This window comes from Pseudomonas sp. KU26590, assembly GCF_026153515.1.
GTDB lineage: Bacteria > Pseudomonadota > Gammaproteobacteria > Pseudomonadales > Pseudomonadaceae > Aquipseudomonas.
This window is the reverse complement of record NZ_CP110644.1, coordinates 2,948,474-2,969,679: the sequence shown is the minus strand read 5'-3', so window position 1 is coordinate 2,969,679 and position 21,206 is coordinate 2,948,474. Positions and strand designations below refer to the sequence as shown.

Sequence of the window (21,206 nt, the reverse complement as noted above, 5' to 3'; positions counted from 1 at the left end):
CATCGACTGCCACGCTACGCACCCACTAGGTTCAGCTCACCTCTTTGTTTGGGTCTTCGGCATGGGCCCACCGATAATCCAGACGCGGCGCGAACACTTTGATTCTGCGCTTGATCTTGATCAGGATCGGGTCATGCACGGGCTCCGGATCTTTCAGGAACGCGGTCAGCACGGCGCTCAGAGCGTACAAGCCGCAGAATGCCCAGACCACGCCCTCAATGCCGTAACTTTCATTGAAGATCGCGACCACCGCAGGGCCCACCCACGTAGAAGCACCCGCACCCAGGCTTAGCACCGACAGCGCCGCGGCCTTGTTGTTGGGCGCCAAGGCGGGTGCGAGCGCCGACAACGGCACGAAACACGCCAGGGTCAGGCCGTAAAAGGCACCGAAGATCGAGGCGATCAGGAAGTCGTGGGGAAACGCTTGCGGCATGAAGAAGAACAACGGGGTGCTGATCGTGCTGCCTACCGCGCCAAACCACAGGATCGTGTTGCGAAAGCCGATCTTGGTGCTGATCACGCTAGAGCCCAGATTCCCGATGATGTTGAACACGAAGACGATGGTCAGCAGTCGCAACCATTCTTCCAGGGTGAAGCCGACGGTGTGCATGAAGAACCCGGGCATGACCACCAGAAAACCAAACATCGACGAGGTATTGATGACCCGGACGATGGCCGCGAGCGACACTTTCGGACGTGTCCACATGATGGTGATGTTCTTGGCCATCGACACCATCGGCCGCTCACCCTCGGGCGCCAGTCGACGCAGGCCATGGGCTTCACGCATGCCGACCAAACCAATCACACCGCCTATAACCACCAGCGCAAACGACAACCAGAAGGTCTGCAGTGCGCCAATCAGCGGGATGGCAATGCTCGCCACCAGAGAGCCCAGCATCGGCAGGCCAGCGGCGTAAGCCACCCAGAACCAGCCCACCGCCATGCCCATTTTGCGGGACGGCGTGGACGCTGCGATCCAGACCAGAAAGCCGTAGGCAAACAGCGGATAACCGAAACCGCGCAGGCCGTAGGTCAGCAGAATCATCGAGTAGCTCAGTTCCTGCAATCCGTAGATCAGGAACAGCACCTCAAACACGCTCCAGATGATCAACCCCAGGAACATCACCCGCTTTGGGCCCCAGATATTGGAGAGCGCACCGGCAAGCCACGATGAAATACCGACCGTGACGCCGTAGAGGGTGAAAATCATGGCGATTTCGTCGCCGGGCATGCCGCGTTCACTGAGGAAGGGAGAGAGGTACCCCAGTTCTACGCCATCGCCGATCATGAAGATCAACAGGCCGACGAACCCCCAGAACATGGGATAGGGAATGCCCACTTTGTCGCAGAATCGTGAGAGTGGAGTGTTCGGAGTGGATTGATCGCTCAATTTTCCGGTCCTTTTTTTGATGCACGGCGTTTGGGACGCGCCGTATGAATGGCCTCGATGAGGTTGAAAGGCAGTCTGGATAGCACAGGCATCCGCTTCGGGCAGCGAGCAAAACCGGCTTGATGGGTAACGCGCGGGGGTCGGACGTTGGAGCAGCTATCGTCGACCCATTAATCTATGTTTTTCTAGATTTTCGAGCCCGTAGCCAGCCTTTTATGACAGATGAAACGATTAAGCTCAACCGCATGACGTTGGCCTGGGTGCGACAACGTGCCCGGTTGTATCGCCTGAGGGGCACAGGGGCCGGGGGATCAGCCGGTACCAATTGTGGATGAAAATAAATACATCTTTTTTGCGGGAATGGCTCTGTTTCGGCATTCTTGGCGATGTTTCGTCAGAACACTGTCATCCCTACGCAGAACAGGAGCACACCATGCAATACCCAATCGCCATTGAGTGGGGCGACGATACGACGGCCATCGGAATACAGATTCCGGACATTCCCGGAGCGGTGACTGCTGGCGACACATTTGAAGACGCTTATAACGCTGCGGTCGAAATTGCCCGCATCTGTCTTGAGGCGTCGGTCGCCGAAGGTCATGCCGTGCCGATGCCATCGTCGGCCAGGGCGCATCATGATCATGACGAGTACGCAAACATGGGCTGGGGCATGGTCGAGATCGACATTACCCCCTATCTGGGCAAGACCGAGAAGGTCAATGTCACCTTGCCGGGGTTTGTCATACAGCGTATCGACCGTTATGTCGGCGACCACAACGTCAAAAGCCGATCTTCATTCCTGGCGGATGCGGCGCTGGAAAAACTCGGGCGGGTTTGAGTCACCAGTGACCACAGCAACACCACACGGTCTGAGTAGGACCGGCTTTAACCGCGAAGGCGTTGGATCTCGCACAGCCCAGGTGATGGCCGTCACCAGGACGGGCGGACCTTCCTGCCCCACGGCCAGGACGAGGGGGTGGTGAAAGCGTCACGCATTTGCCCGGCCGTTATCGCGCGTGCACCGACATCAAAAGCGAGCGCGGTTCGCAAGGCAGGCCAGCAACGTTTCGGTAAACGGGCTGGCGCCTGCAAACCGGAGTCGAGATATTGGTCCCGGGCCTGGGTCGAGGGCAGGTGGCGAAAGGGATGTTTGCCGCTTGCCAGTTCGTAGATCACACACGCCACGGCGTAGATATCAGTGCACGCCGAAAGCTTCTGATGTTCGAGTAATTCGGGTGCGGCATAGCCCGGCGTCCAGGCGTTGAAACGCTCGCGGCTCAGGTGCGGCAGGCCGGGCAGCACGCCCTCCTCGGCCTGGCCGAGCCCAAAGTCGAACAGGCGCACCCCCTCCTCACTGAGCATGACGTTGCTCGGCTTCATATCCCCGTGAACAACGCCGCCGGCGTGGGCGTAAGCCAAGGCGTCCAGCAACGGCAGCACGATGTGTTGCAGTTCTTTCCACGGCAGCCCCAAAGGCCGCTCGCAAAGCAGTTTGTCCAGCGTCAGGCCTCGCATCAGTTCCATGGTGATGAAGGCGCGCTCGCAGGCGGTGTCGACGTGAAACGCATGCACACGCAGCACGTTGTCATGCCGCAGGTATCGAGTCAGGCAGAACTCGCTGTAGAGCACTGCGCTGGCGTCCGGCGATTCGGCGAAGTCTTGGTTGAGGACTTTGAGCGCGACATAAGGATCGGGATCTCCATATTGCTCGGCCAGCAGATCGCGGGCGCGGTAGACCGCTCCCATACCGCCGGCACCGAGCAGGCGTTCGATGCGGTAACGACTTGCCAGTACATCGGGCATTGCGCGCATGCCTGCTGAGGTGAGCACCCGAGCCGGTCCAGGTTTTTGAGGCCGGGCGAAGGCGAAGTAAGTGAGGTTGGCGGGCGGGTCATAGCGGGGAGGATCAATCACCGCCTGCCCATCAAGGTTCAATTGCACGGGCTCGGTCATCCGCGAATCACCACAGCCGTCAGGTTATCTCGGGCAGCGCCGCGCAACGCGTCATCGAACAGACGCTTGAGGGCTGTTTCCGGCAGCGCGAGATTCAGTGCATGGCCCAATGCATCGCTACTCAACCCCTGATACAAACCGTCGCTGCACAGCAAGAACGCATCGCCCGCAAACACCTCAAGTTCCAGCACCTCCAGCGTCAGTTGCTCGGCAGCGCCCACCGCGCGGGTCAAGGCGTGCGCGCCCGGGTGCGCCTGGGCCTGTCGAGCATTCATCTGTCGCTCGTCGATCAACTGCTGTTGCAGCGAGTGGTCCCGGGACAATTGATACAGGCGCTGACCACGCCACAAATAGCAGCGGCTATCACCCGCCCAGACGCAGGCCGCTCGGTTTTTCTCGGCAAGGAGTGCAACCACCGTACTGCCGATGATGCTGTCCTGTCGGCCTGCATTGACGGTCAGCTCCTGGCCCAGACGCCGGTTCAGCCAGTGGAGGCACTGTCTGACGCCGATGAGCCGGTCGTCGAAGTTTTCGTGCACAGGGAGCTCCGCCAGACTGGCGACGATCATCTGGCTGGCGATATCACCCCCCTGATGCCCACCCATGCCATCGGCGACCACCCACAGTCCCTGCTCGGGACACGCCAGAAATGCATCTTCGTTGCGTGCCCGGACCTTGCCGCTGTGGGTCCGCGCAGCGCTGCGCCAATGGGTGGCGATCGCCATCACAGTTGTGCCGGCATGCGGAAGCTGCGCAGCACGGTCATGTCGAACGGGTTCGGCGAGCGCTGGCTCGTTAACAGGTAGCTGGCACGCAGCCCCCCCACGTCGGCCTTCAGTACCAGCACGTCGCGACCACTCAATTCCTCCCGCTGCATCGAATCCAGCAAACGGAACAACGACCACGGCCCTGAGCCTTCTTCTATACCCAAGGGGCGGCCAACCATTCTGTCGAGCACCAGGCTGGTTCGACCGGCCTCGGCATCCGTGGGCCACTTGAAGGACACCGGGACGATCGGGCCGTGACGATATTCGAGGGTCTTGTCACCCAGCGTGAATTCGGAGCGACTGACAGAAGAGTCCAGCGTATGAGGCTCCAGTTTGAACTGCACCTGAGGCTCGGCCGGGTTGTCCGCGAAGAACCCCTGTCGGATGACCCGAGCGGCGCTCATCTGATCGAGATATGCCCGGGAGATCGGCAGGCTTTGCCCGTCGATACTGCGCAGACGATAGCTGCCCTTCTCGCCACCCACGAACGGCCGCAGAAAACCGTCGAAGAAGCGGTCTGCAACGCCCTGAACCTTGAAGAACTCGCGAAAATCACCGAGTGCGACATCGCTGGCACTGTCGGCATTGAACGGATAACGCTTGCTGATGGCCTTGGTATAAAAGCTGTATACCTCGCTCTGGTAATGCTGGCTCACGTGCTGATAGGCATCGCGAAGCACCAGCCGCCATGAGTCCTCGGCCAAGGTGTTGAACCACGTGCCCACCGGACGCGGCAGGCGACTGGATGCCGCGCGCAAAGTGCCCAGCGCATCACGCTGCCCGACCATGCGTGATTTGGCCATGTCGTACGCAGCCTGCTCAGGCGAACTGGCCCTACCAAGACTGGCCATCTGCATTTGCAGCTCGTTGAGCACTGCCAGAACGGGCATCAGATCGGCTGCCGGGCCGTCCTTTTCGTCGAGCAAGCGGTGCAACGGATCAAACCGGTTTTGCAGCGATTTGCGCGCGGTATCAGGGACGTTTGCGCTCAACGCTTCAGTGGCCTTGCTGGACGCGGCCACTGCCAATTTGCCGGCCTTGGCGCCCTTGTCCGCGAGCAGCGCGGTGGCCTCGACAGCGCTTGTCAGCGCCGCAGCGACAGGCGTGAAGCGGGTGTTCTCGCGAACCTCCCTGAGCAGGTTGATCATCGGCGAATGGGCCGACGTCAGGCCAGCCAGTTGCTCGGCACTGTCGGCAAAATCGTAGGGCCCGGGCAGCTCGATCGCGCTCACCGCTTCGCCCCAGTAATCGGCGTAATCGCGGAAATAGAGCTGTTCCAGTTCCACCATCAGACGCCGCATGTCCATGTCGCTGAGGCCGGAGCCTTCGCCCAGTACCCAATTGTCCCGCAGGATATCGGTCACCACCCGTGAGCCGTGCACCGAAAAATACTGCTCGTAGCCCTGTCGGGTGTAGAACCCCGGAATCACATAATCGGCACCGACGAACAGCGCCGCCTGCGGCCCGAGGTGCTGGTCAAAACTATAATCCGGCAAGTTGCCAGCCTGCTCGCGCAGCATCCGGTAGACAACACTCGCCAGCGACTCACCGCGCAGCACCTGGCGTGCCTGCGCCACCCGTTGATCATTGAGGGGGTAGACGAAGGGCAGCTCCAGCAACCGTTGGAAGTGGCTGTTCAGACCGTTTTGCGCGGCGGCATTGCCGGGGTACAGCTCGGACCCGTCAGCGGCGACCCGTTCCTTGAGCCATGCCGCATCGCGCCGGTCTTTCATGCCCAGCATCAAGTAGGCACGCAGGCTTTTGAGCAGGCCCTCCCGACTTTCCAGGTTGGCGGCAATCTGTCCTTCCAGCATCGTCGCCACTTGAGGCAGGAGCAGCCGTTCCAGCTCGCGCTCGTAAGCGCTTTCGACGACCGGGTAGACCGCTTCGCCTTGATAAAGGCCGGCACGCGCCTGGTAACCGACATCTCCTTTGCCTGGGAAAACCTGGGTCGCCGCATAAAGGGTGTCCAAGGCTTTCAGCGCTGCCAACAGGTCGTTCCGGGCTGTTGTAGACGACCGCTGCTCGGTCCAGGTTCGAGCAAAGGCACTCACGCTGTCGAGCTTTTCATAGTTGCCGGAAAAACTCACGGCCCAGAGGCTGCCGAACAGCGCGAGTGACGCCAGCGCCCCTGCATAAAGCGCGCGCTGGGTCCAATGGATACGACTGCGCTCGCGCATGTCCAGGCCCGCAAGATCCGCCTCCGGGAAGATGACCCTGCTGAGCAGGTGATTGATAAAACGCGATCGGCCGCTGCCCAGTGTCGGCAGTGTTCCCGTGCTCCTCCCTGGACTAACACCCCTGCCAGCAGCGGGCGCGTGCATGTCCTGTTCGAAGCCTGGTGCGCTGGTGAGGTAGAAGCCCCGCAACTGGCTGGCCGACTGATAGCGATTGCCAGTGAACGCCAGTTCCACAAACACGCACACGCGCTCGCCGATTCGACTGAGTTGGTGGGGGAAGTCGAGAATGCCGCCACGGCGCGAGGTATCACGCTCTTGATGCATGCGGGTGATCACCTGACTGTTGAGCCGAACCAGCAGTTCGCCGAATTCGTTGCGCAGCACGTCGGCGTCGGTGCCGCTCTGCCCTGTGCGGAAGGTGGTACCGAGGACCTGATCACTTTCCTCACGGGTCAGTTGATCGAAAAACGCGTCGAAGCCCGGCAGGCTGTCCGCTTTGCTCAACACGAGGTAGACCGGCACCTCGACGTGCAGTTTCTGATGGACCTCCTGCAGACGCGTACGCACTTGTCGGGCAAGGATGTCGAGTTCAGGGTCGCTGCCGTAGAGCAGCGTGTCGACAGGGAGTGTGACGAGTACGCCATTCAGAGGGCGGTTGCGGCGATACCTGCGCAACAGGTCAAGCAGCGTGCACCAGGCGCTGCGGTCGAGGTCGGCGCTCGGCTGGGTCAGGTAACGACCCGCAGTGTCGACGAGCACGGCGTTGTTGGCAAAATACCAGTCGCAGTGGCGAGTGCCTCGGGTGTCACGTGTGAGTGTGCGCTCGACTGTGTTGAGCGGAAACTCGAGCCCTGAACAGTCCAGCAGGCGGGTCTTGCCGCTGCCCTCGGGCCCGATCAGCAGGTACCACGGCAGCTCGGTGCGCCAGTGTTCGCTGCGGCCGCGATACAGGCTTGAGGTCTTGAGTGTTTTCAGCGCCTCCTTGAAGCGCGTCGTCAGTTCAGCCTGCTCCTCCTCGATCTGATCGTCGCGCAGGATACGTGCCTGACCGTCTTCACTGTCTTCGACCGCCTTCTTGCGTTCCCCGGCCCGCCAACTGACATAGACCATGGCAAGGCCCCAGAGCAGGAACAGCGAACTGATGGTCAACAGCCGAGAGGTTGAACCCTCCCAGAACTTTCGATCGTCAATGGCCAGGGCCGGCCCGACGAACCAGACCATGAGCGCCACGAGCAAAACCAGCAGCAGCGTCCACACCCACGTCTGACGCAAAAGCGCGCCGGTTTTCTTGAAAAGGTTTTTCATCACACGTCTCTGTTTACGGCTGCGCTTGCGGCGGCGATTGCGGGTGAACGGCAGGCTTATCAAACGGCTGATAAGGTCGAAGCACGGCGTTCCGGTGTTCCCCCAGCACCCAGGCAAAGCCCGAATACATCACGATCAGACAGACCAGGGTGAAGCCCACCACCATCCAGCTGGGCACAATGCGCACCAGACTTCGGCGCTGGTTGCTCAGGCCTTCCCAATGGGGCGACAGCTCGCGAGGCGCATCACCGCGCAGCTGACGAATTTGCCGATAGACCGCGTCGCGAATGTTCTCCAGTTCCTGCACGCCCCGGGTCTGTACCCGGTAGCGGCCCTCGAAACCCAGCGACAGGCACAGGTACATCAGCTCCAGCATCGGCAGATGCTTCACCGGGTTTTTCGAGAGTCGATCCAGCAGCTGGAAGAACTTTTCGCCGCCGAAGGTTTCCTGATGAAACCTGCTGAGCAGGCTCATCTGCGACCACTCGCTTTCGTTGCCCCAGCCACTCGTTACCACGGCCTCATCCAGCGCAGTGCAGAGCACATAGCGGGCGCCCGCGACCTGACTGCTCTCGGCGCCGTTGTACAGCGCGCGCGCTTCAAAGGATTTCATCACGCGGGTCAAATGCTCATGGAGCGCACTCATGTCTTGCGGGAGGTCACCGCTCTTGAGCCGTACCACCTCGGACAACAGCTCCGATGCAGCGGCCACAAGCGGGTTCATGCCGACATTGAACGTCTGCGCCGGGCCCAGGCGCGCGGCGTAGATCATGCGTTCTTCCAGTTGTTCGAAGCGCGGCGGCGGCGTGGAATCCGTGATCGGCTTCGATGCCGGGCCATGACCCTGCCGGCTGACCAGCACGGTTTTGTGGTCCTGGCGGTAATCGTTATCCTTGATCATGGCGGTCAGTTCCTGATGGCCCAGAATTTGAGCTCAAGCTCGGCGAACTCGCCGGACACGTGGAACGCGAAACCACCGGAGCGCTCGAGCTGCGCCAGGTCTTCGGAGCTGAGTTCGAGGACGAAGTAGGTTTTGTTCGAATGAAACGCAATTTGCCGCGGCGCCACCGGCAACGGGGTGAGCTTGATGCCGGGCAGGTGCAGGTTCACCAACTGGCGGATACGCTCCACCGGTGCAACCTTGAAATGCGCGGGCAGACGATGGCGCAGTTCCTCGGAGTCGCAATTGGCACTCGCCGCCAAGACAAAGGAGGCAGAACCCAGCAGCGTGCGATCGTGCAGCGGCGAGACGGTAATGCCGTATTGACGCGGCTGTAGCACCAACTCGATAGCGTGTTGCTCCAGCACCATCGACAGCATCTGTCGCAGCGCTTCCATTAGCGTGCGAAAGCTTTCCCCTTGATCGCTGTGCCGATAGCGGCTGTCCAGACGCGGCCGCTTGCTGTCACTCGAGAAAGTCGCCAGATCACCCAGCAAGGTCAGCAACGCGCGGTAGAGTGCTTCCGGATGCACGTGCTCCAGACCCAGGTAGTGACGCAGCAGCAGTTCGGCGCGATTGATCAGCTGAAGCATCATGAAGTCGCCCACTTGCGCGCCAGCGACCGTGCCGCTGGAGCGGATGCGTTCGGCAATGCTGTCGCCCCGGTGACTGAGCATGCTGATCACTTCCTTCAGGCACGACAGCAGATAGCTGGAGGCGTGAGACTGAAGATAGGTCGGGACGAAATCCGGAGCGAGGCTGACCACCCCGTCAGGGGTGGTGTCGAGCACGTCGCAGATCTTCAGCTTGACGTAAGCATGGTCGCTCTGCTGTTCGCCCAGCAGCAATCTGAAGTCGGGACGACCGCAGCTGACTTGGCACGCCGCGTCATCACCTGCGTTTGAATCGGCGACTTGCGCGTCATAGGCGGTGTAACGCGCCAGCACATCGGACTGCTCCGGTCGCCGGGCTTCCACGTGATTGCCGGTGACCAACGGCAATGCCAGGTAAACCGGCGTGTTGCCGGTATTGGCCGGTATGTCGAGGGCCAACGACTCTGTGTGACCGCCCAACTCGAACACGCTGCCGTCAGGGAGGATGCCCGACGCCTGGTTGATCACCAGTTTGCCCATGTTCAAAAACTGCAGGTCGATCTCCAGGGTCAGGAATCCCCAGACGTAGCCACCCATTAACTGAGTGCGGATTTTCAGCTGGTGGTCGTAATAGCGGTCGTTGTGCTGGAAGTGCTGCGGACGCAGCAGCATGCCCTCCTGCCAGATGACTTTGTGAGTATTCATGGCTGGTCGACCGCCTCGGCGAGCACTTCTTGTGAAGGCCGAATGCCGCTTTCATCAAGGGTCAGATCGACTTCGGTAGTGCTTTGCGGTGCGAGGTGAAGCGTGGAGCGCCACGAGGCTTGTGACAGGTCACGGTACGCCGCAACAACGCCGACGTAGCGACTGCCTTTCTGCACACTGAGCTTGAGCTCGACCGTTTCGCCCGGACGCAGCTCAAGCTCCTCGGTGGCGACCATGTCCCCGGCCAGGGACTCTTTGGCTCGCTCGTAGAGGCTGAAAAAATCAGCGTTCTCGAAGGCCACCGCGTGTTTGAGCTCGTACAGGCGGACCACGATCGGTGACGGACGACCGTTCAGATCGGGATTGAGCTGATTACTGGCCGTTAGCCTGAGGTTGAGTTTGGTGAGGTGTGAATACGGCGACAGCGTCGAGCAACCTGCCAGCATGAGCACGGCAATCAACGCAGTCAGCGTGTGTAGCGATACAGTTGAACGGCGAAACATGCGCTTCATCCCTGGTGATCGGTGTGGAGGGTGGAAATCAGACGAATTTGCTCTTCGTAGGCCTGGGCGAAATCTCGGGCCAGCAAGCGTTCGCTCCAGTCATTGTCCTGACGCAATGCCTGGTGATAGCGGCCATAGGCTCTCCAGCGGCTTCTGGAGGTTGCGAGCAGTGGCGGGTTGTCGCGCTCGAATCGCAGGGTGAGTTGCTCTGGTGAAAAATGCTCCAGCGTGGCGCGCATTGCTGCCCGACTGGCGGCCAGCAAGGCGACCTGGTGCGCCTGCACGTCATGGAAGGCTCGGGTTACCGCCCGCTCAGCGGGCAGTTGCCCGGGCTTGCCAGGCCGCAACAATGCCGACAGTGCTTCGCCAGGATCGGCAGCGGACTTCAGCGGGTTGCGTTGAGCGCCCTGCGCGGTTGTCTGCGACAGGCGCAACTCGTTTTTCAGCTCGCTGCGGGTGTGCAGATTTTGCTGGAGACCGGCCACGCACTGCCTGAGCACACGGCCGGCATTAAACGCCAGCGCCTCCCGGGCATCCTGATCAAGCTCGTCGAATTCGATACCCAGCGCTTCGGAAAACCGCGTCCAGAAATCATCGGTCTGGCGCTCGACTTCAACAGCTGCCGGCCCGGGTGCTGGCTGTGCTGCGGGATCTTCGACCAGCTCGGGCACGCGCAGGCTTTCCATATCCACCCGCGCATAGTCAGCACGCTGTTGACCGTTCCTGATGGCGGCACCTGGCGAAATCAGTTCGTCGATGTCCGAGTGGACGCGCTCCTGCTGGTCGAGCGCACTTAGCGGGTCGAGATCCAGAAACGAGTCGTCAGGGATGATGCTGCCGGCCGCATAAGTACGACCCACGTCACCGTCAAATGAGGCCGGGTCACCCATGAGCCGGGCACGCAGCTCGAAATCGCCCAGCACATACAGGCTGCCATGCTCGATGCGAACGGCTTGCCCCTTGGCCAGGCGTACCCTGCTCTCCCCACTCAGTACGCCATTGCTGCTGGTGTCGGTGAGATAGAAGCCACCATCGCGGTAGCTGATCGTGATGTGGTGGTGCGACACGTGCCGGCTGCGGTCGGGAATGACCCAATCGCAGTCCTCGCCACGTCCGATCACCCCGCCCGCCTGCCTGAATGTCTTTTGGCACTGCTCCGCAGGCACAAACTGCCGGGTGCTCAGCATTTCGAAAACCAGTTCCACGGTGATGCTCCTTGCGGTCAGTTACCGCGGTTGGCCGCCTGCGGATCACCCAGCGGGCGATAGGTGTTGTCATTGAACTTGTAATTGCCGCTGCAACCCGATAGGCCACACAGAACAAAAAGGGTCAGCAGAACGGCTTGCCGGTGACGAGCAAACATCAGAGGGTCTCCAGAGGTGAGCACAAGGCGCCGACGATTGGCGCGATGGAAAGCGAGTGGGGAAAAAGTCGTTCGTGCCTACGCATTGACTTCACCCACATTGATGTTGAGGCGGCCAAGGCGGTACAGCAGCGTGCGCCTGGGCAGGCCAAGCTCACGCGCGGACAGGCTCTGGTTACCTTCGTTTTTACGCAGGCAATCGAGCAGCAAGCCGCGTTCGACCTGCTCAAGGCGTTCGCGCAGATTGAGGCGGGCATCATCAGGGGCCGATTCCGCGCGGAGGGTGAAATGCTCGGCAAGTAATTGGCCCCCTTCGCACAGAAGAACAGCACGCTCAACCAGACCCTTGAGCTCGCGAACGTTGCCGGGGAAGGCATACCCGCACAGGTGATCGAGCGCCGCGTCCGACCAGCACAGCGCATCCCGTTGTAGAAATGCGCAGGCCTTGTCGGCGAAATGCCGGGCGAGATCGATGATGTCATCGCCGCGCTGGCGCAGGGCGGGCAGCTCGATGGGGAATTGCGAGAGGCGGTAGTAGAGGTCCTCGCGAAACGTGCCCTCGCTGACCATGACCGACAAATCCCGATGGGTCGCGGCAAGGATGCGCACGTCTATCGTGTGCGTTTGATTGGAACCCAGCGGGCGGATCTCGCCCTCCTGCAGTACGCGCAGCAGCTTGGCCTGTAGCGTCAGCGGCATATCGCCGACTTCATCGAGCAATAACGTGCCGCCGTCGGCCGCGTCGAAGAGTCCGGCACGATCACGCAGAGCACCCGTGAACGCTCCTTTGCAATAGCCGAACAACTCGCTTTCCAGCAGGCTTTCAGGCAGTGCCGCGCAGTTCTGCACGATAAAGGCCTGAGAGCGACGCGGACCATAGTCGTGGATGGCGCGTGCCACCACCTCCTTGCCGGTGCCCGTCTCTCCGCGCAGTAAAACGGTATACGGGCTGTGCAGGACTTTACTGATCATCGAACAGGTCTGTCGCATGGGCGCGCTTTTGCCGATCAATCCATAGGCGCTGATGCTTGGCACACTCACGCGCACAGGTTGCAAATCATCGCTGCGTCGTCTCAAGCGCTGAAGCAGGTGCAGTTGACGCAGCACGAAAGTGCCCAGTCGGCCAAGGGAGTCGGCAAAAGCCTGCAGCTCAAGATGTCGACTGCTCGCGCAGACGAGCAATCCTTCCACCCTCTGTTGATCACTGATGATGGGCACACACAGCAGCGACTGCCAGGGCACCGCCCTCGTGGGCAAGAAGCTGGTTTCGTGGAGACTGCCCGGCAAATCGGCGAGGCACACAACGCGGTTCTGGCACAGCGCAAACTGCAGCAGTTGCTCACCGTTGTAATCGGCCGGCAGGCTTTGCGCCTCACGGGGTTGCAAGCTGCCATCAAGGCACTCGGCCGTCATGCCCAGACACGTATGGGTCGCGTCCAACAGATAGAGCTGCGTCAGCTCGCACCCGCTCAACTCCGCAAGTCCAAGCACGAGCCCGCCGAGCAGCGCAGCATCGTCGGCGGCGCACGCGAGCCGGGCGAATTGCTCCAGCAACGCTTCTGCGTAGGCCAGCGGCTGGGGCAGCTGAATAAACATCGCGCCCACCTCAGGCAAACTCGCAGGTCACGGCGGCTTCGCAATCAAGCGTTGCGTGCACGGACGTGAGACGTTGACCTGCCGCCATTGCGTCGAGCAGCCGGTCAGCTACCTGGGGCAGAACGTGAAGCTCCAGCAAATGGTCGATCAGACGTGCCCCGCTGTCGTCTTGGGTGCAGCGTTCAGCCAGATGATCGACCAGCGCCTCGGAAAAGGTGAACGCCAGTTGACGGCGGTTGAGACGCTCGCCCAGGCTCCCCAATTTGATCTCGATCAGTTCACGCAGCACCACCCCGCTCACCGGGTAGTACGGGACAACGCGCATGCGTGCCAGCAGCGCCGGCTTGAAGTGCCTCCCCAGAACCGGACGGATATGTTGCTCAAGCACCTGCGCAGAGGGGCGCGCGCCGTCGGCGCACAGGTCACTGACAAGATCGCTTCCAAGGTTCGAGGTCATCAGGATGAGCGTGTTGCGGAAGTTGATCTCCCGCCCTTCCCCGTCGTTGGCCACGCCCTTGTCAAAGATTTGATAGAACAGGTTCAGGACGTCCGGATCAGCTTTTTCGACTTCATCGAGCAGGACGACCGAATACGGTTTCTGCCGCACCGCTTCGGTGAGCATGCCGCCTTCGCCGTATCCCACGTAGCCCGGCGGCGCGCCAATCAAACGCGAGACGGTGTGCTTCTCCTGAAACTCGGACATGTTGATGGTGGTGATGAATCGCTCGCCGCCGTACAACAAGTCGGCGAGCGCCAGCGCGGTTTCAGTCTTGCCGACACCGCTAGGGCCGACCAACAGGAAAACGCCCACCGGTGCGTCAGGTTTGTCAAGGCCGGCTGCAGTGGCCCGCATCGAACGATCAAGGGCGTGCACAGCTTGCTCCTGACCTCGAATACGGGCGCTCAGGTCAGTTGAAAAGCTGGCGATTTTGGCGTTGTGCTCTCGCGCCAATTGCGCCAGGGGTACGCCGGTCCAGGCGCTGATCACTTCGGCGACAAGACGCGGACAGACTTCGAAGCTCACCAGCCGCTCGTGGGCCTGGGCCTGAGTCAAATCGCGGTGAGTCTCGTTGAGCGCGGCTTGCAGGCCTTCGATGCTTTGCGCTTCATCGGCATCACGGGCCTGCGCCAGTTGCTGACGCAGGTCCAGCAGGCGCTCGACCGAGCGCTTCTGTTCTGACCAGAGGGCTTCGAGAGCCTGTGTTTCCTGAGCCGCAGCGCGCAGACGGTCCTCCAATGCGTCCAGTGCCGGATGATCGATGAGCAAACCTGCTTCGGCGTCCCGACGCAACGCCTGACGCTGACGGCTGCCTTCGGCCAGTTCGCTGCGCAGACGCTCAAGACGTTGCGGCGCGGCCGCGAGGCTGATGCGAACGCGCGCGCACGCCGTGTCGAGCACATCAACGGCCTTGTCCGGCAACTGGCGGCCGGCGAGATAGCGGGCCGACAACTCGGCGGCCGCCACCACTGCATCGTCCCGCAAATAGATGCCGTGGCTCCGTTCGTAGACGGGAGCAAGGCCCCGTAGAATGGTCACCGCCTCATCGACGGTCGGTTCGTGCAGCCGCACCGGCTGAAACCGACGGGCCAGTGCCGGGTCTTTCTCGAAGTATTTCTTGTACTCGCTCCAGGTGGTCGCCGCGATGGTGCGCAGTTCACCGCGCGCCAGGGCCGGCTTGAGCAGATTGGCCGCATCGGAACCACCCGCATCACCGCCGGCCCCGATCAGGGTGTGGGCCTCGTCGATGAATAATATGATCGGCTTGGGCGACGCCTTGACCTCGTCGATCACGCCCTTGAGGCGACGTTCGAACTCTCCTTTGACACTGGCGCCCGCCTGCAACAGCCCCATGTCCAGCGACAGCAGCTCAACGCCCTTCATTGCCTCGGGCACCTCCCCTGCGACGATGCGCGACGCCAGCCCTTCAACGATCGCCGTCTTGCCGACACCGGCCTCACCCACCACGATCGGGTTGTTTTTCCGGCGACGAGCGAGAATATCCACCATTTGCCGGATGGCGTCGTCACGGCACAACACCGGGTCGATGTTGCCGTCCCGTGCTTGTTGGGTGAGGTTATGGGTGAAGCGCGTCAGCAATGACTCGCCGGCCGCACCGGGCTTCGCCCTGTCGGAATGGTCCCTCTGCGACAGGGCGAATGCTTTCAATCGCTCGATATTCAGTCGGGCGAGCAATGCCTGAGAGCGGCTGCCTGCGTAACGCATGGGGTTGCGCAACAGCGCAAGGATTAGCGCGCCTTGTTCAACCTGGGTCTGGCCCAATTCGAGGTTGGCCACCAGTAGTGCGTCCTGCAGCCACTGCACCAGTTCCGCCGCAAATACCGGGTTGCGTGACGCGCTGTTTTCCATCCGCATCTGCAGCGCGGCGCTGAGTTCACCTGCGTCTACATCCGCATCCTGCAGTGCGCGGGAAAGCAGGCCCTGCGGGCGCTCCAGCAAGCACAGCAACAGGTCCTCGACGAGGACTTTGCTACCGCCCCGTCCCACGCAGCGTTCGGCGGCGTGCTCCAGGTCGCGTCGGCTTTCGGCGTCGAGCGCCTGAATAAGTTGTTGCAGGTTGACATGACTCATCGTTCAGCGGTCCTTAATGATTGGCTAGCCAGGGTCACCACGCCGTCCGCGCGTTCGCGGCCCAGCCAACTGGTCCATCCCAGGCGACACGCGTTCTGTCCGGCCAGGCGCAGTTCGCGAATTTCTTCCTGACGCAGCGCAAGGCGAACGTCGTAATCAAGGGGGTCCCGCAGCGTGAATCGCACCAATGCGCACAGCGGCTGGTAACCCGTGCCGATTGGCAGGAACTCGTGGAAACGCTGCCAGCCAAGCTCTCGAATATGAATGCGGAATTTGCCACTGCGATCGCGAACGTGTTCGCCGAGCACCAGGTCCTCGCCTAGTTGGCTGTTGGCTCGGCCAAGACGGTTGCGCTGCTCTTCAAGAATTTCTACGCGGCGCTCCATGCATTGCTCGATCGTCAGTTCTGCGTGTTTGAAGTAGTACCGCAGCACCGCCTCGATCAGCGCCGCCGAATGCGCGCGCAGGCTGAGCAAACCCAGGTATGGCAGCAGTCGCTTCCAGTTCAGCTCCCGCGCCCTTCGCATCTCCTCGCTGCCCAGTCCGATCAGCGCGAACAGCTGCGACGAAAACGGATCGATCGCGCCGCTTTCGAAACAGGCGCGGTAGCGATATTTCTTCCAGATCGGCAGCATCAGCCGATGCAGCCGATGGTGAAACAGATCGAGGAACTGGCGGGTCGGATTGCCCTCCTCACTGTCACCCAAGGCTTGCTCGCTATAGAACGCAGGCAAGGGTGATCCGGACCCGACAAGGCCCAGCAGGTTGAAGCGCAGGCGTGCACGCATCAGCCCGGACTCTTCAAAAAACTCCACGCGGTCCACATCACTGCCCGGAAAGCCAAGGCTCGGGTTGGCCTGGAATTCCAGCTGGTCATACAAGTCGTCATCGTTAAGGCGCGGGTGCGCAGTGCGCAGCCGGTCGATGACCAGCAAGATGGCCTGAAACAGCGAGTATTCGCGGATGCCTTGGGTCAGCCCGCTCAAAGCAGGGGCTGTTGGCCCATACGGGGTGTCCATTGGTACACCTCTCCCTGTGTGCTTTTCACGCGCAGCTCGTGATACGAATTGAGGCTGGCGTAAAGCGCAAAAAACTCGTTGAGCACCGAGGCAAACACGAACACGTCGCCCTCGCCGATATAGCCTTGCGGATCGATGGTCAGCTCGGTGCGCAGCCCGCGTACCGGCAACCCTCTGTGCAGCCGGTCGACATGCTGGTGCCTGATCGACGTGAGCCCGCCCAGCAGGCGCTTGCTGACCTTTTCTGCGTGCGGGTCGTAATAGCGCGGCAGGTCGTATGTTTCGAGGATCACCTTCAAGGCGTTCACGTCCGCCAGGGACAGGTAGTTAAGCGACATGTTGCTGATCAGCTTCCACAGGAAGTCCCGATTCAGCGGCGGCGCATAACTGGGTGTGGCCGGGGTGATATTGCGGAAGGTCAGAAATTCCGGTGTCTGTTCGCAGGCGATGCAGATGTCTCCCAGCTTGAGCCTGCGCGGCAGGTTCTGATTGGTGCAGATCATCTCGATCGACAGTGTTTCAGAGGCTTCGGTGTGACGGATGCCGAAGCTCAGGTAGGTGTCGAGGCCATCGTGCAGCGACGATGGACGCTGCACGATGCTGTAATGCGGACGGCGGTTCGGCACATCGAAACTGGGGTCATGCTCGAAAGACTCGAACGGCACGTAGGCCTCGTAACCCAAGCCACCGGGCTTCCAGCCGATCACGGATTCGACCGAAAACACGCCGCAATTTTCCGGGCTGTAGAGCGCCGGCATCAACAGGTACTCGTCCTGTTTGCCCTCGAGGCGTATTGGCGAGGCATCGTGCTTGAACAGATTCACGATAGGCGTGCAATGGAGCTTCACGTTGTCCAGCGTCGGGCGCAGACGCTGGACGCCGCTCTTGCGGATGTCGAAACGCATTTCAAGTCCGCGCACTTGTTTGAGCGTGTCTTGCGGCAACGCAGCGAGCAGCTCCAGGCCATTCACGTCCACGAACAGAAATTTGTCCTGGAACGCGAAGTACTCCTGCAGGTAGCGATAACCGCGGAAGGTATTCAGCGGATACGGAATCAGCGCCTCATCTTCGGCAAAGCCCATGGGCTGGATACGGTCGCCTGGCACTTTGAATGCCATCGGCATGCCGTTGACGCCGTGTAGGGGCTTGCCGTCCCCGTCCAATGGCACCAGCTCGATGCTCTCCAGATTGCGCAGAAGGCTTAGATAGAGCATCTGGCTGATGTAGCGCTCGCCAGCAAAATGCAGGCGCAACCGGCTTAATCCCAACTCACCGAAATGGCCTTCGCCGCTCATCTCCAGACGCAAGCTCAACAGTGAGCCCTCGCCCTTGACCGAGTACGTCAGCTCCACCAGATCCAGCGCCTGGACATCGGTTGGGTAGCACGTGCGAAAGCGGCACTGCACGCCATCGATCGGCACGCTGTCCACCGGCGTGTCCCGCTCCACCCTCAGCGCAGGCCCTGCCAGCTTCAACGGGGCAAACTGGAGAATGCTGAAAGCCGGCAGCGGCTGCATGTAATTGGGCCACAGCAGTTGCATCAGCGAATGGCTGAGCTCAGGCAGTTCGTCATCAAGCTTCTGCCGCAGGCGTCCCGTCAGGAACGCAAAACCCTCCAGCAACCGCTCTACGTCGGGATCCCGCCCGGCCTGCCCCAGAAACGGCGCCAACGCCGGACTGCGCTCGGCGAATCGACGACCTAACTGGCGAAGCGCGGTGAGTTCGCTTTGGTAGTAGTGGTTAAAAGACATGGTATTACCTTCGAGCGGAGCTGTTTGGTTCAAGGGTGGGCATTGCGGAAAACTGCCTGCGAGCGGCTTAGGTCACCAGGTGCACCGGGCACCTGGCATCAGGTTTTCCTGTGGCTGACCTGTACCTGACCCCCACCCTCCAGGTGTGCGGCGAAAGTGACCTGACGCTTCAAGCCCTCAACCTCCAGCAACCCTTCAATACTGAAGGCGAGCCGAAGCTGATCGTTGTCATGGGGCAGTGCGATGACCTGGACGCTACTCAGGCGTGGCTCGTAGGTTTCGATGAAAACCTCGATAGCGAGCCGCGCCTTCGTTAAAGCGTCATGAAGGCTCAAACGCATGTCATTGAGATCCGGCAGCCCGTAGTCGGAAAGCGTCTGAACGCTACCCGCCCGGGTACTGAGCATCTTGGCCAGATGGGCAGCCACCGACGCCGTCGCAGCGTCTTCGCGGCTCCAGCCGACGCGCTTGTCTGCATCGCCACTCAGGCGTTCGAAAAGGCTGCCGTATCCAGTCATGTGTTGAAGCCCTTCACTCTTTGTCCAGCTTGCCCACCAGCGACAGAGTGAAATCGGCGCCCATGTATTTGAAATGCGGGCGCACGTTCAGGCTGACGCGATACCAGCCGGGCTCGCCCTCCACGTCACTGACGATGATCTGCGCGGCACGCAGGGGACGACGACCACGGACTTCGGCGCTCGGATTTTCCTGATCGGCAACGTACTGGCGGATCCATTTGTTCAGTTCCAGTTCGAGGTCGGTGCGTTCTTTCCAGGAACCCAGCTGCTCGCGTTGCAGGACTTTCAAATAGTGAGCAAGACGGTTGACGATCATCATGTAGGGCAGCTGGGTGCCGAGTTTGTAGTTCAGCTCGGCCGCCTTGCCTTCCGCGCTGGTACCGAAAAACTTCGGCTTTTGTACCGAGCTGGCGGAGAAGAACGCCGCGTTGTCTGAGCCCTTGCGCATGGTCAGGGAGATGAAGCCCTCCTCCGCCAGTTCGTATTCACGACGATCGCTCACCAGAACTTCGGTAGGAATCTTGGTTTCGATTTCACCCATGCTTTCGAAGTGGTGCAGCGGTAAATCCTCGACTGCGCCGCCGCTCTGCGGGCCGATGATGTTCGGGCACCAGCGGAATTTGGCGAAGCTGTCGGTCAGCTTCGTACCGAAGGCGTACGCCGTGTTGCCCCACAGGTAGTGCTCATGGCTGTTGGCAACGGTTTCCTTGTAGACGAACGATTTGACCGGGTTCTCTTGCGGGTCGTAAGGGTTGCGCAGCAGGAAACGCGGCACCGTCAGACCGACGTAACGAGCGTCTTCCGACTGGCGGAAACTCTGCCATTTGGCGAACTGCGGGCCCTCGAAATGATCTTTCAGATCTTTCAGGTCTGGCAGGCCGGTGAAGCTTTCCAGGCCAAAAAACCTGGGGCCGGCGGCGGCGATGAACGGCGCGTGGGACATGCAGGCGACGCTGGAAACGTACTGCATAAGCTTCACGTCCGGGGAGCTTGGGGACATGAAGTAGTTGGCGATGATCGCCCCCACAGGCTGGCCACCAAACTGACCGTACTCGGCGGTGTAGATATGTTTGTACAGACCGGCTTGCATGACCTCGGGTGAATCTTCGAAATCCTCCAGCAAGTCCTCTTTGGACACGTTGAGGATTTCAATCTTGATGTTCTCGCGGAAGTCGGTCCGCTCGACCAACAACTGCAAGCCTCGCCACGACGACTCCAGAGACTGGAAGTCCGGATGGTGCAGAATCTCGTCCATCTGGCGGCCTAGCTTGGCATCGATCTCGGCAATCATGCGGTCAACCATGGCCTTCTTGACCGGTTCACCGGCGTTTTGTGGCTTGAGCAGCTCCTCGATAAACGCCGACACGCCGCGCTTGGCGATGCCGTACGCATCCTCATCACGAGGCAAACGGGTCTCGGCGATGATGCTGTCGAGAATGCTGTACTCGCCGGATTCTTTGCTCTGCTGCTGCGCTGGTGTAGTACTCATGATGTTGGCTCCTTGGCGGATGGACTCAGGTGTCCTGGGCGGCGGCGTTCAAACCCAGCTCGCCGAGCACGCGACCGCGGGACTCGTCGTTGGCGAGGACGCCTTCGATGGCCTTTCGGAAAGCGGGCGCGTTACCCAGCGGTCCTTTGAGCGCCACCAGGGCGTCGCGCAGTTCCATAAGTTTTTTCAGTTCGGGTACCTGGTCAACCAGCGAGGCTGGATTGAAGTCCTTCATCGATTTGACGTTCAATTGCACCGCCAGCTCTTCGTTGCCCTCATGCTCTTGCAGACGATTGGGCACGCTCAGCGTCAGGCTCAACGCCTGCTTGGCCAGCACCTCGTCAAACGTCATCTTGTCGATGCTGATCGGCTTGCGCTCTTCAACCTTTCGCTCGTCTTTACGCAGGGTGTAGTCACCGATTGCGAGCAGCTTCAGCGGCAGCTCGATTTCTTCCTGCGCCCCACCCGTGGCGGGCTTGAACGTGACATTGATGCGTTCTTTGGGGGCTACCGATCCTTCTTTGGCCATGGCCGTTCTCCTGGT

General features: G+C 60.8%; 17 protein-coding genes. 1 reads left to right on the top strand and 16 read right to left on the bottom strand.

Translation table 11 applies throughout. The features are described from left to right. Positions 1 to 31: 31 nt before the first annotated feature. On the bottom strand, positions 32 to 1,390 hold the full coding sequence (locus tag OKW98_RS13025) for an MFS transporter (RefSeq protein ID WP_265389523.1): 1,359 nt from the start codon (positions 1,388 to 1,390) through the stop codon (positions 32 to 34). Positions 1,391 to 1,823: 433 nt separating this feature from the next. Here OKW98_RS13025 and OKW98_RS13020 point away from each other — a divergent pair, with 433 nt between their 5' ends. Next, on the top strand, positions 1,824 to 2,228 hold the full coding sequence (locus OKW98_RS13020) for a type II toxin-antitoxin system HicB family antitoxin (RefSeq protein ID WP_265389522.1): 405 nt from the start codon (positions 1,824 to 1,826) through the stop codon (positions 2,226 to 2,228). Between the two features lie 92 nt (positions 2,229 to 2,320). Here the strand turns inward: OKW98_RS13020 and OKW98_RS13015 are convergent, their stop codons facing one another. The 15 genes from OKW98_RS13015 to tssB all read right to left on the bottom strand — a co-directional run bounded on the left by OKW98_RS13015 (position 2,321) and on the right by tssB (position 21,191). Beyond that, on the bottom strand, positions 2,321 to 3,343 hold the full coding sequence (locus tag OKW98_RS13015) for a serine/threonine-protein kinase (RefSeq protein ID WP_265389521.1): 1,023 nt from the start codon (positions 3,341 to 3,343) through the stop codon (positions 2,321 to 2,323). Then, positions 3,340 to 4,068 (bottom strand): PP2C family protein-serine/threonine phosphatase, encoded by a 729-nt coding sequence (locus OKW98_RS13010; protein ID WP_265389520.1) that lies wholly within the window; start codon positions 4,066 to 4,068, stop codon positions 3,340 to 3,342. The genes OKW98_RS13015 and OKW98_RS13010 overlap by 4 nt, the downstream gene beginning before the upstream one ends. Then, entirely contained in the window at positions 4,068 to 7,595 is a 3,528-nt protein-coding gene (gene tssM, locus OKW98_RS13005) for a type VI secretion system membrane subunit TssM (RefSeq protein ID WP_265389519.1), read from the bottom strand. Before tssM ends, OKW98_RS13010 begins: the two co-directional genes overlap by 1 nt. Positions 7,596 to 7,608: 13 nt before the next feature. Beyond that, positions 7,609 to 8,496, bottom strand: a complete 888-nt coding sequence (icmH, locus tag OKW98_RS13000; RefSeq protein ID WP_265389518.1) for a type IVB secretion system protein IcmH/DotU — start codon at positions 8,494 to 8,496, stop codon at positions 7,609 to 7,611. A 5-nt stretch (positions 8,497 to 8,501) separates the two neighbouring features. Next, a complete protein-coding gene (gene tssK, locus OKW98_RS12995; protein ID WP_265389517.1) occupies positions 8,502 to 9,833 on the bottom strand; it encodes a type VI secretion system baseplate subunit TssK in 1,332 nt (443 codons plus the stop codon). Then, positions 9,830 to 10,336, bottom strand: coding sequence for a type VI secretion system lipoprotein TssJ (tssJ, locus tag OKW98_RS12990; protein WP_265389516.1), 507 nt, complete (start codon positions 10,334 to 10,336; stop codon positions 9,830 to 9,832). The genes tssK and tssJ overlap by 4 nt, the downstream gene beginning before the upstream one ends. Before the next feature lie 5 nt (positions 10,337 to 10,341). Next, positions 10,342 to 11,541 (bottom strand): type VI secretion system-associated FHA domain protein TagH, encoded by a 1,200-nt coding sequence (tagH, locus tag OKW98_RS12985; RefSeq protein ID WP_265389515.1) that lies wholly within the window; start codon positions 11,539 to 11,541, stop codon positions 10,342 to 10,344. Between the two features lie 17 nt (positions 11,542 to 11,558). After that, positions 11,559 to 11,699: a type VI secretion protein gene (locus OKW98_RS12980; RefSeq protein ID WP_265389514.1), complete on the bottom strand. Its 141-nt coding sequence runs from the start codon at positions 11,697 to 11,699 to the stop codon at positions 11,559 to 11,561. Between the two features lie 78 nt (positions 11,700 to 11,777). Next, positions 11,778 to 13,295 (bottom strand): sigma-54 interaction domain-containing protein, encoded by a 1,518-nt coding sequence (locus OKW98_RS12975; RefSeq protein WP_265389513.1) that lies wholly within the window; start codon positions 13,293 to 13,295, stop codon positions 11,778 to 11,780. Positions 13,296 to 13,305: 10 nt separating this feature from the next. Next, on the bottom strand, positions 13,306 to 15,885 hold the full coding sequence (gene tssH, locus OKW98_RS12970; RefSeq protein WP_265389512.1) for a type VI secretion system ATPase TssH: 2,580 nt from the start codon (positions 15,883 to 15,885) through the stop codon (positions 13,306 to 13,308). Then, positions 15,882 to 16,904 (bottom strand): type VI secretion system baseplate subunit TssG, encoded by a 1,023-nt coding sequence (tssG, locus tag OKW98_RS12965; RefSeq protein ID WP_265389511.1) that lies wholly within the window; start codon positions 16,902 to 16,904, stop codon positions 15,882 to 15,884. Before tssG ends, tssH begins: the two co-directional genes overlap by 4 nt. Next, entirely contained in the window at positions 16,868 to 18,655 is a 1,788-nt protein-coding gene (gene tssF / locus OKW98_RS12960; RefSeq protein WP_265389510.1) for a type VI secretion system baseplate subunit TssF, read from the bottom strand. Before tssF ends, tssG begins: the two co-directional genes overlap by 37 nt. A 98-nt stretch (positions 18,656 to 18,753) precedes the next feature. Beyond that, positions 18,754 to 19,173 carry a type VI secretion system baseplate subunit TssE gene (gene tssE / locus OKW98_RS12955; protein WP_265389509.1) on the bottom strand — a complete coding sequence of 140 codons (420 nt, stop codon included), beginning with the start codon at positions 19,171 to 19,173 and terminating at the stop codon, positions 18,754 to 18,756. Between the two features lie 13 nt (positions 19,174 to 19,186). Further along, positions 19,187 to 20,662, bottom strand: a complete 1,476-nt coding sequence (tssC, locus tag OKW98_RS12950; RefSeq protein WP_265389508.1) for a type VI secretion system contractile sheath large subunit — start codon at positions 20,660 to 20,662, stop codon at positions 19,187 to 19,189. A 25-nt stretch (positions 20,663 to 20,687) separates the two neighbouring features. After that, positions 20,688 to 21,191: a type VI secretion system contractile sheath small subunit gene (gene tssB / locus OKW98_RS12945; protein WP_265389507.1), complete on the bottom strand. Its 504-nt coding sequence runs from the start codon at positions 21,189 to 21,191 to the stop codon at positions 20,688 to 20,690. Positions 21,192 to 21,206: the final 15 nt, after the last annotated feature.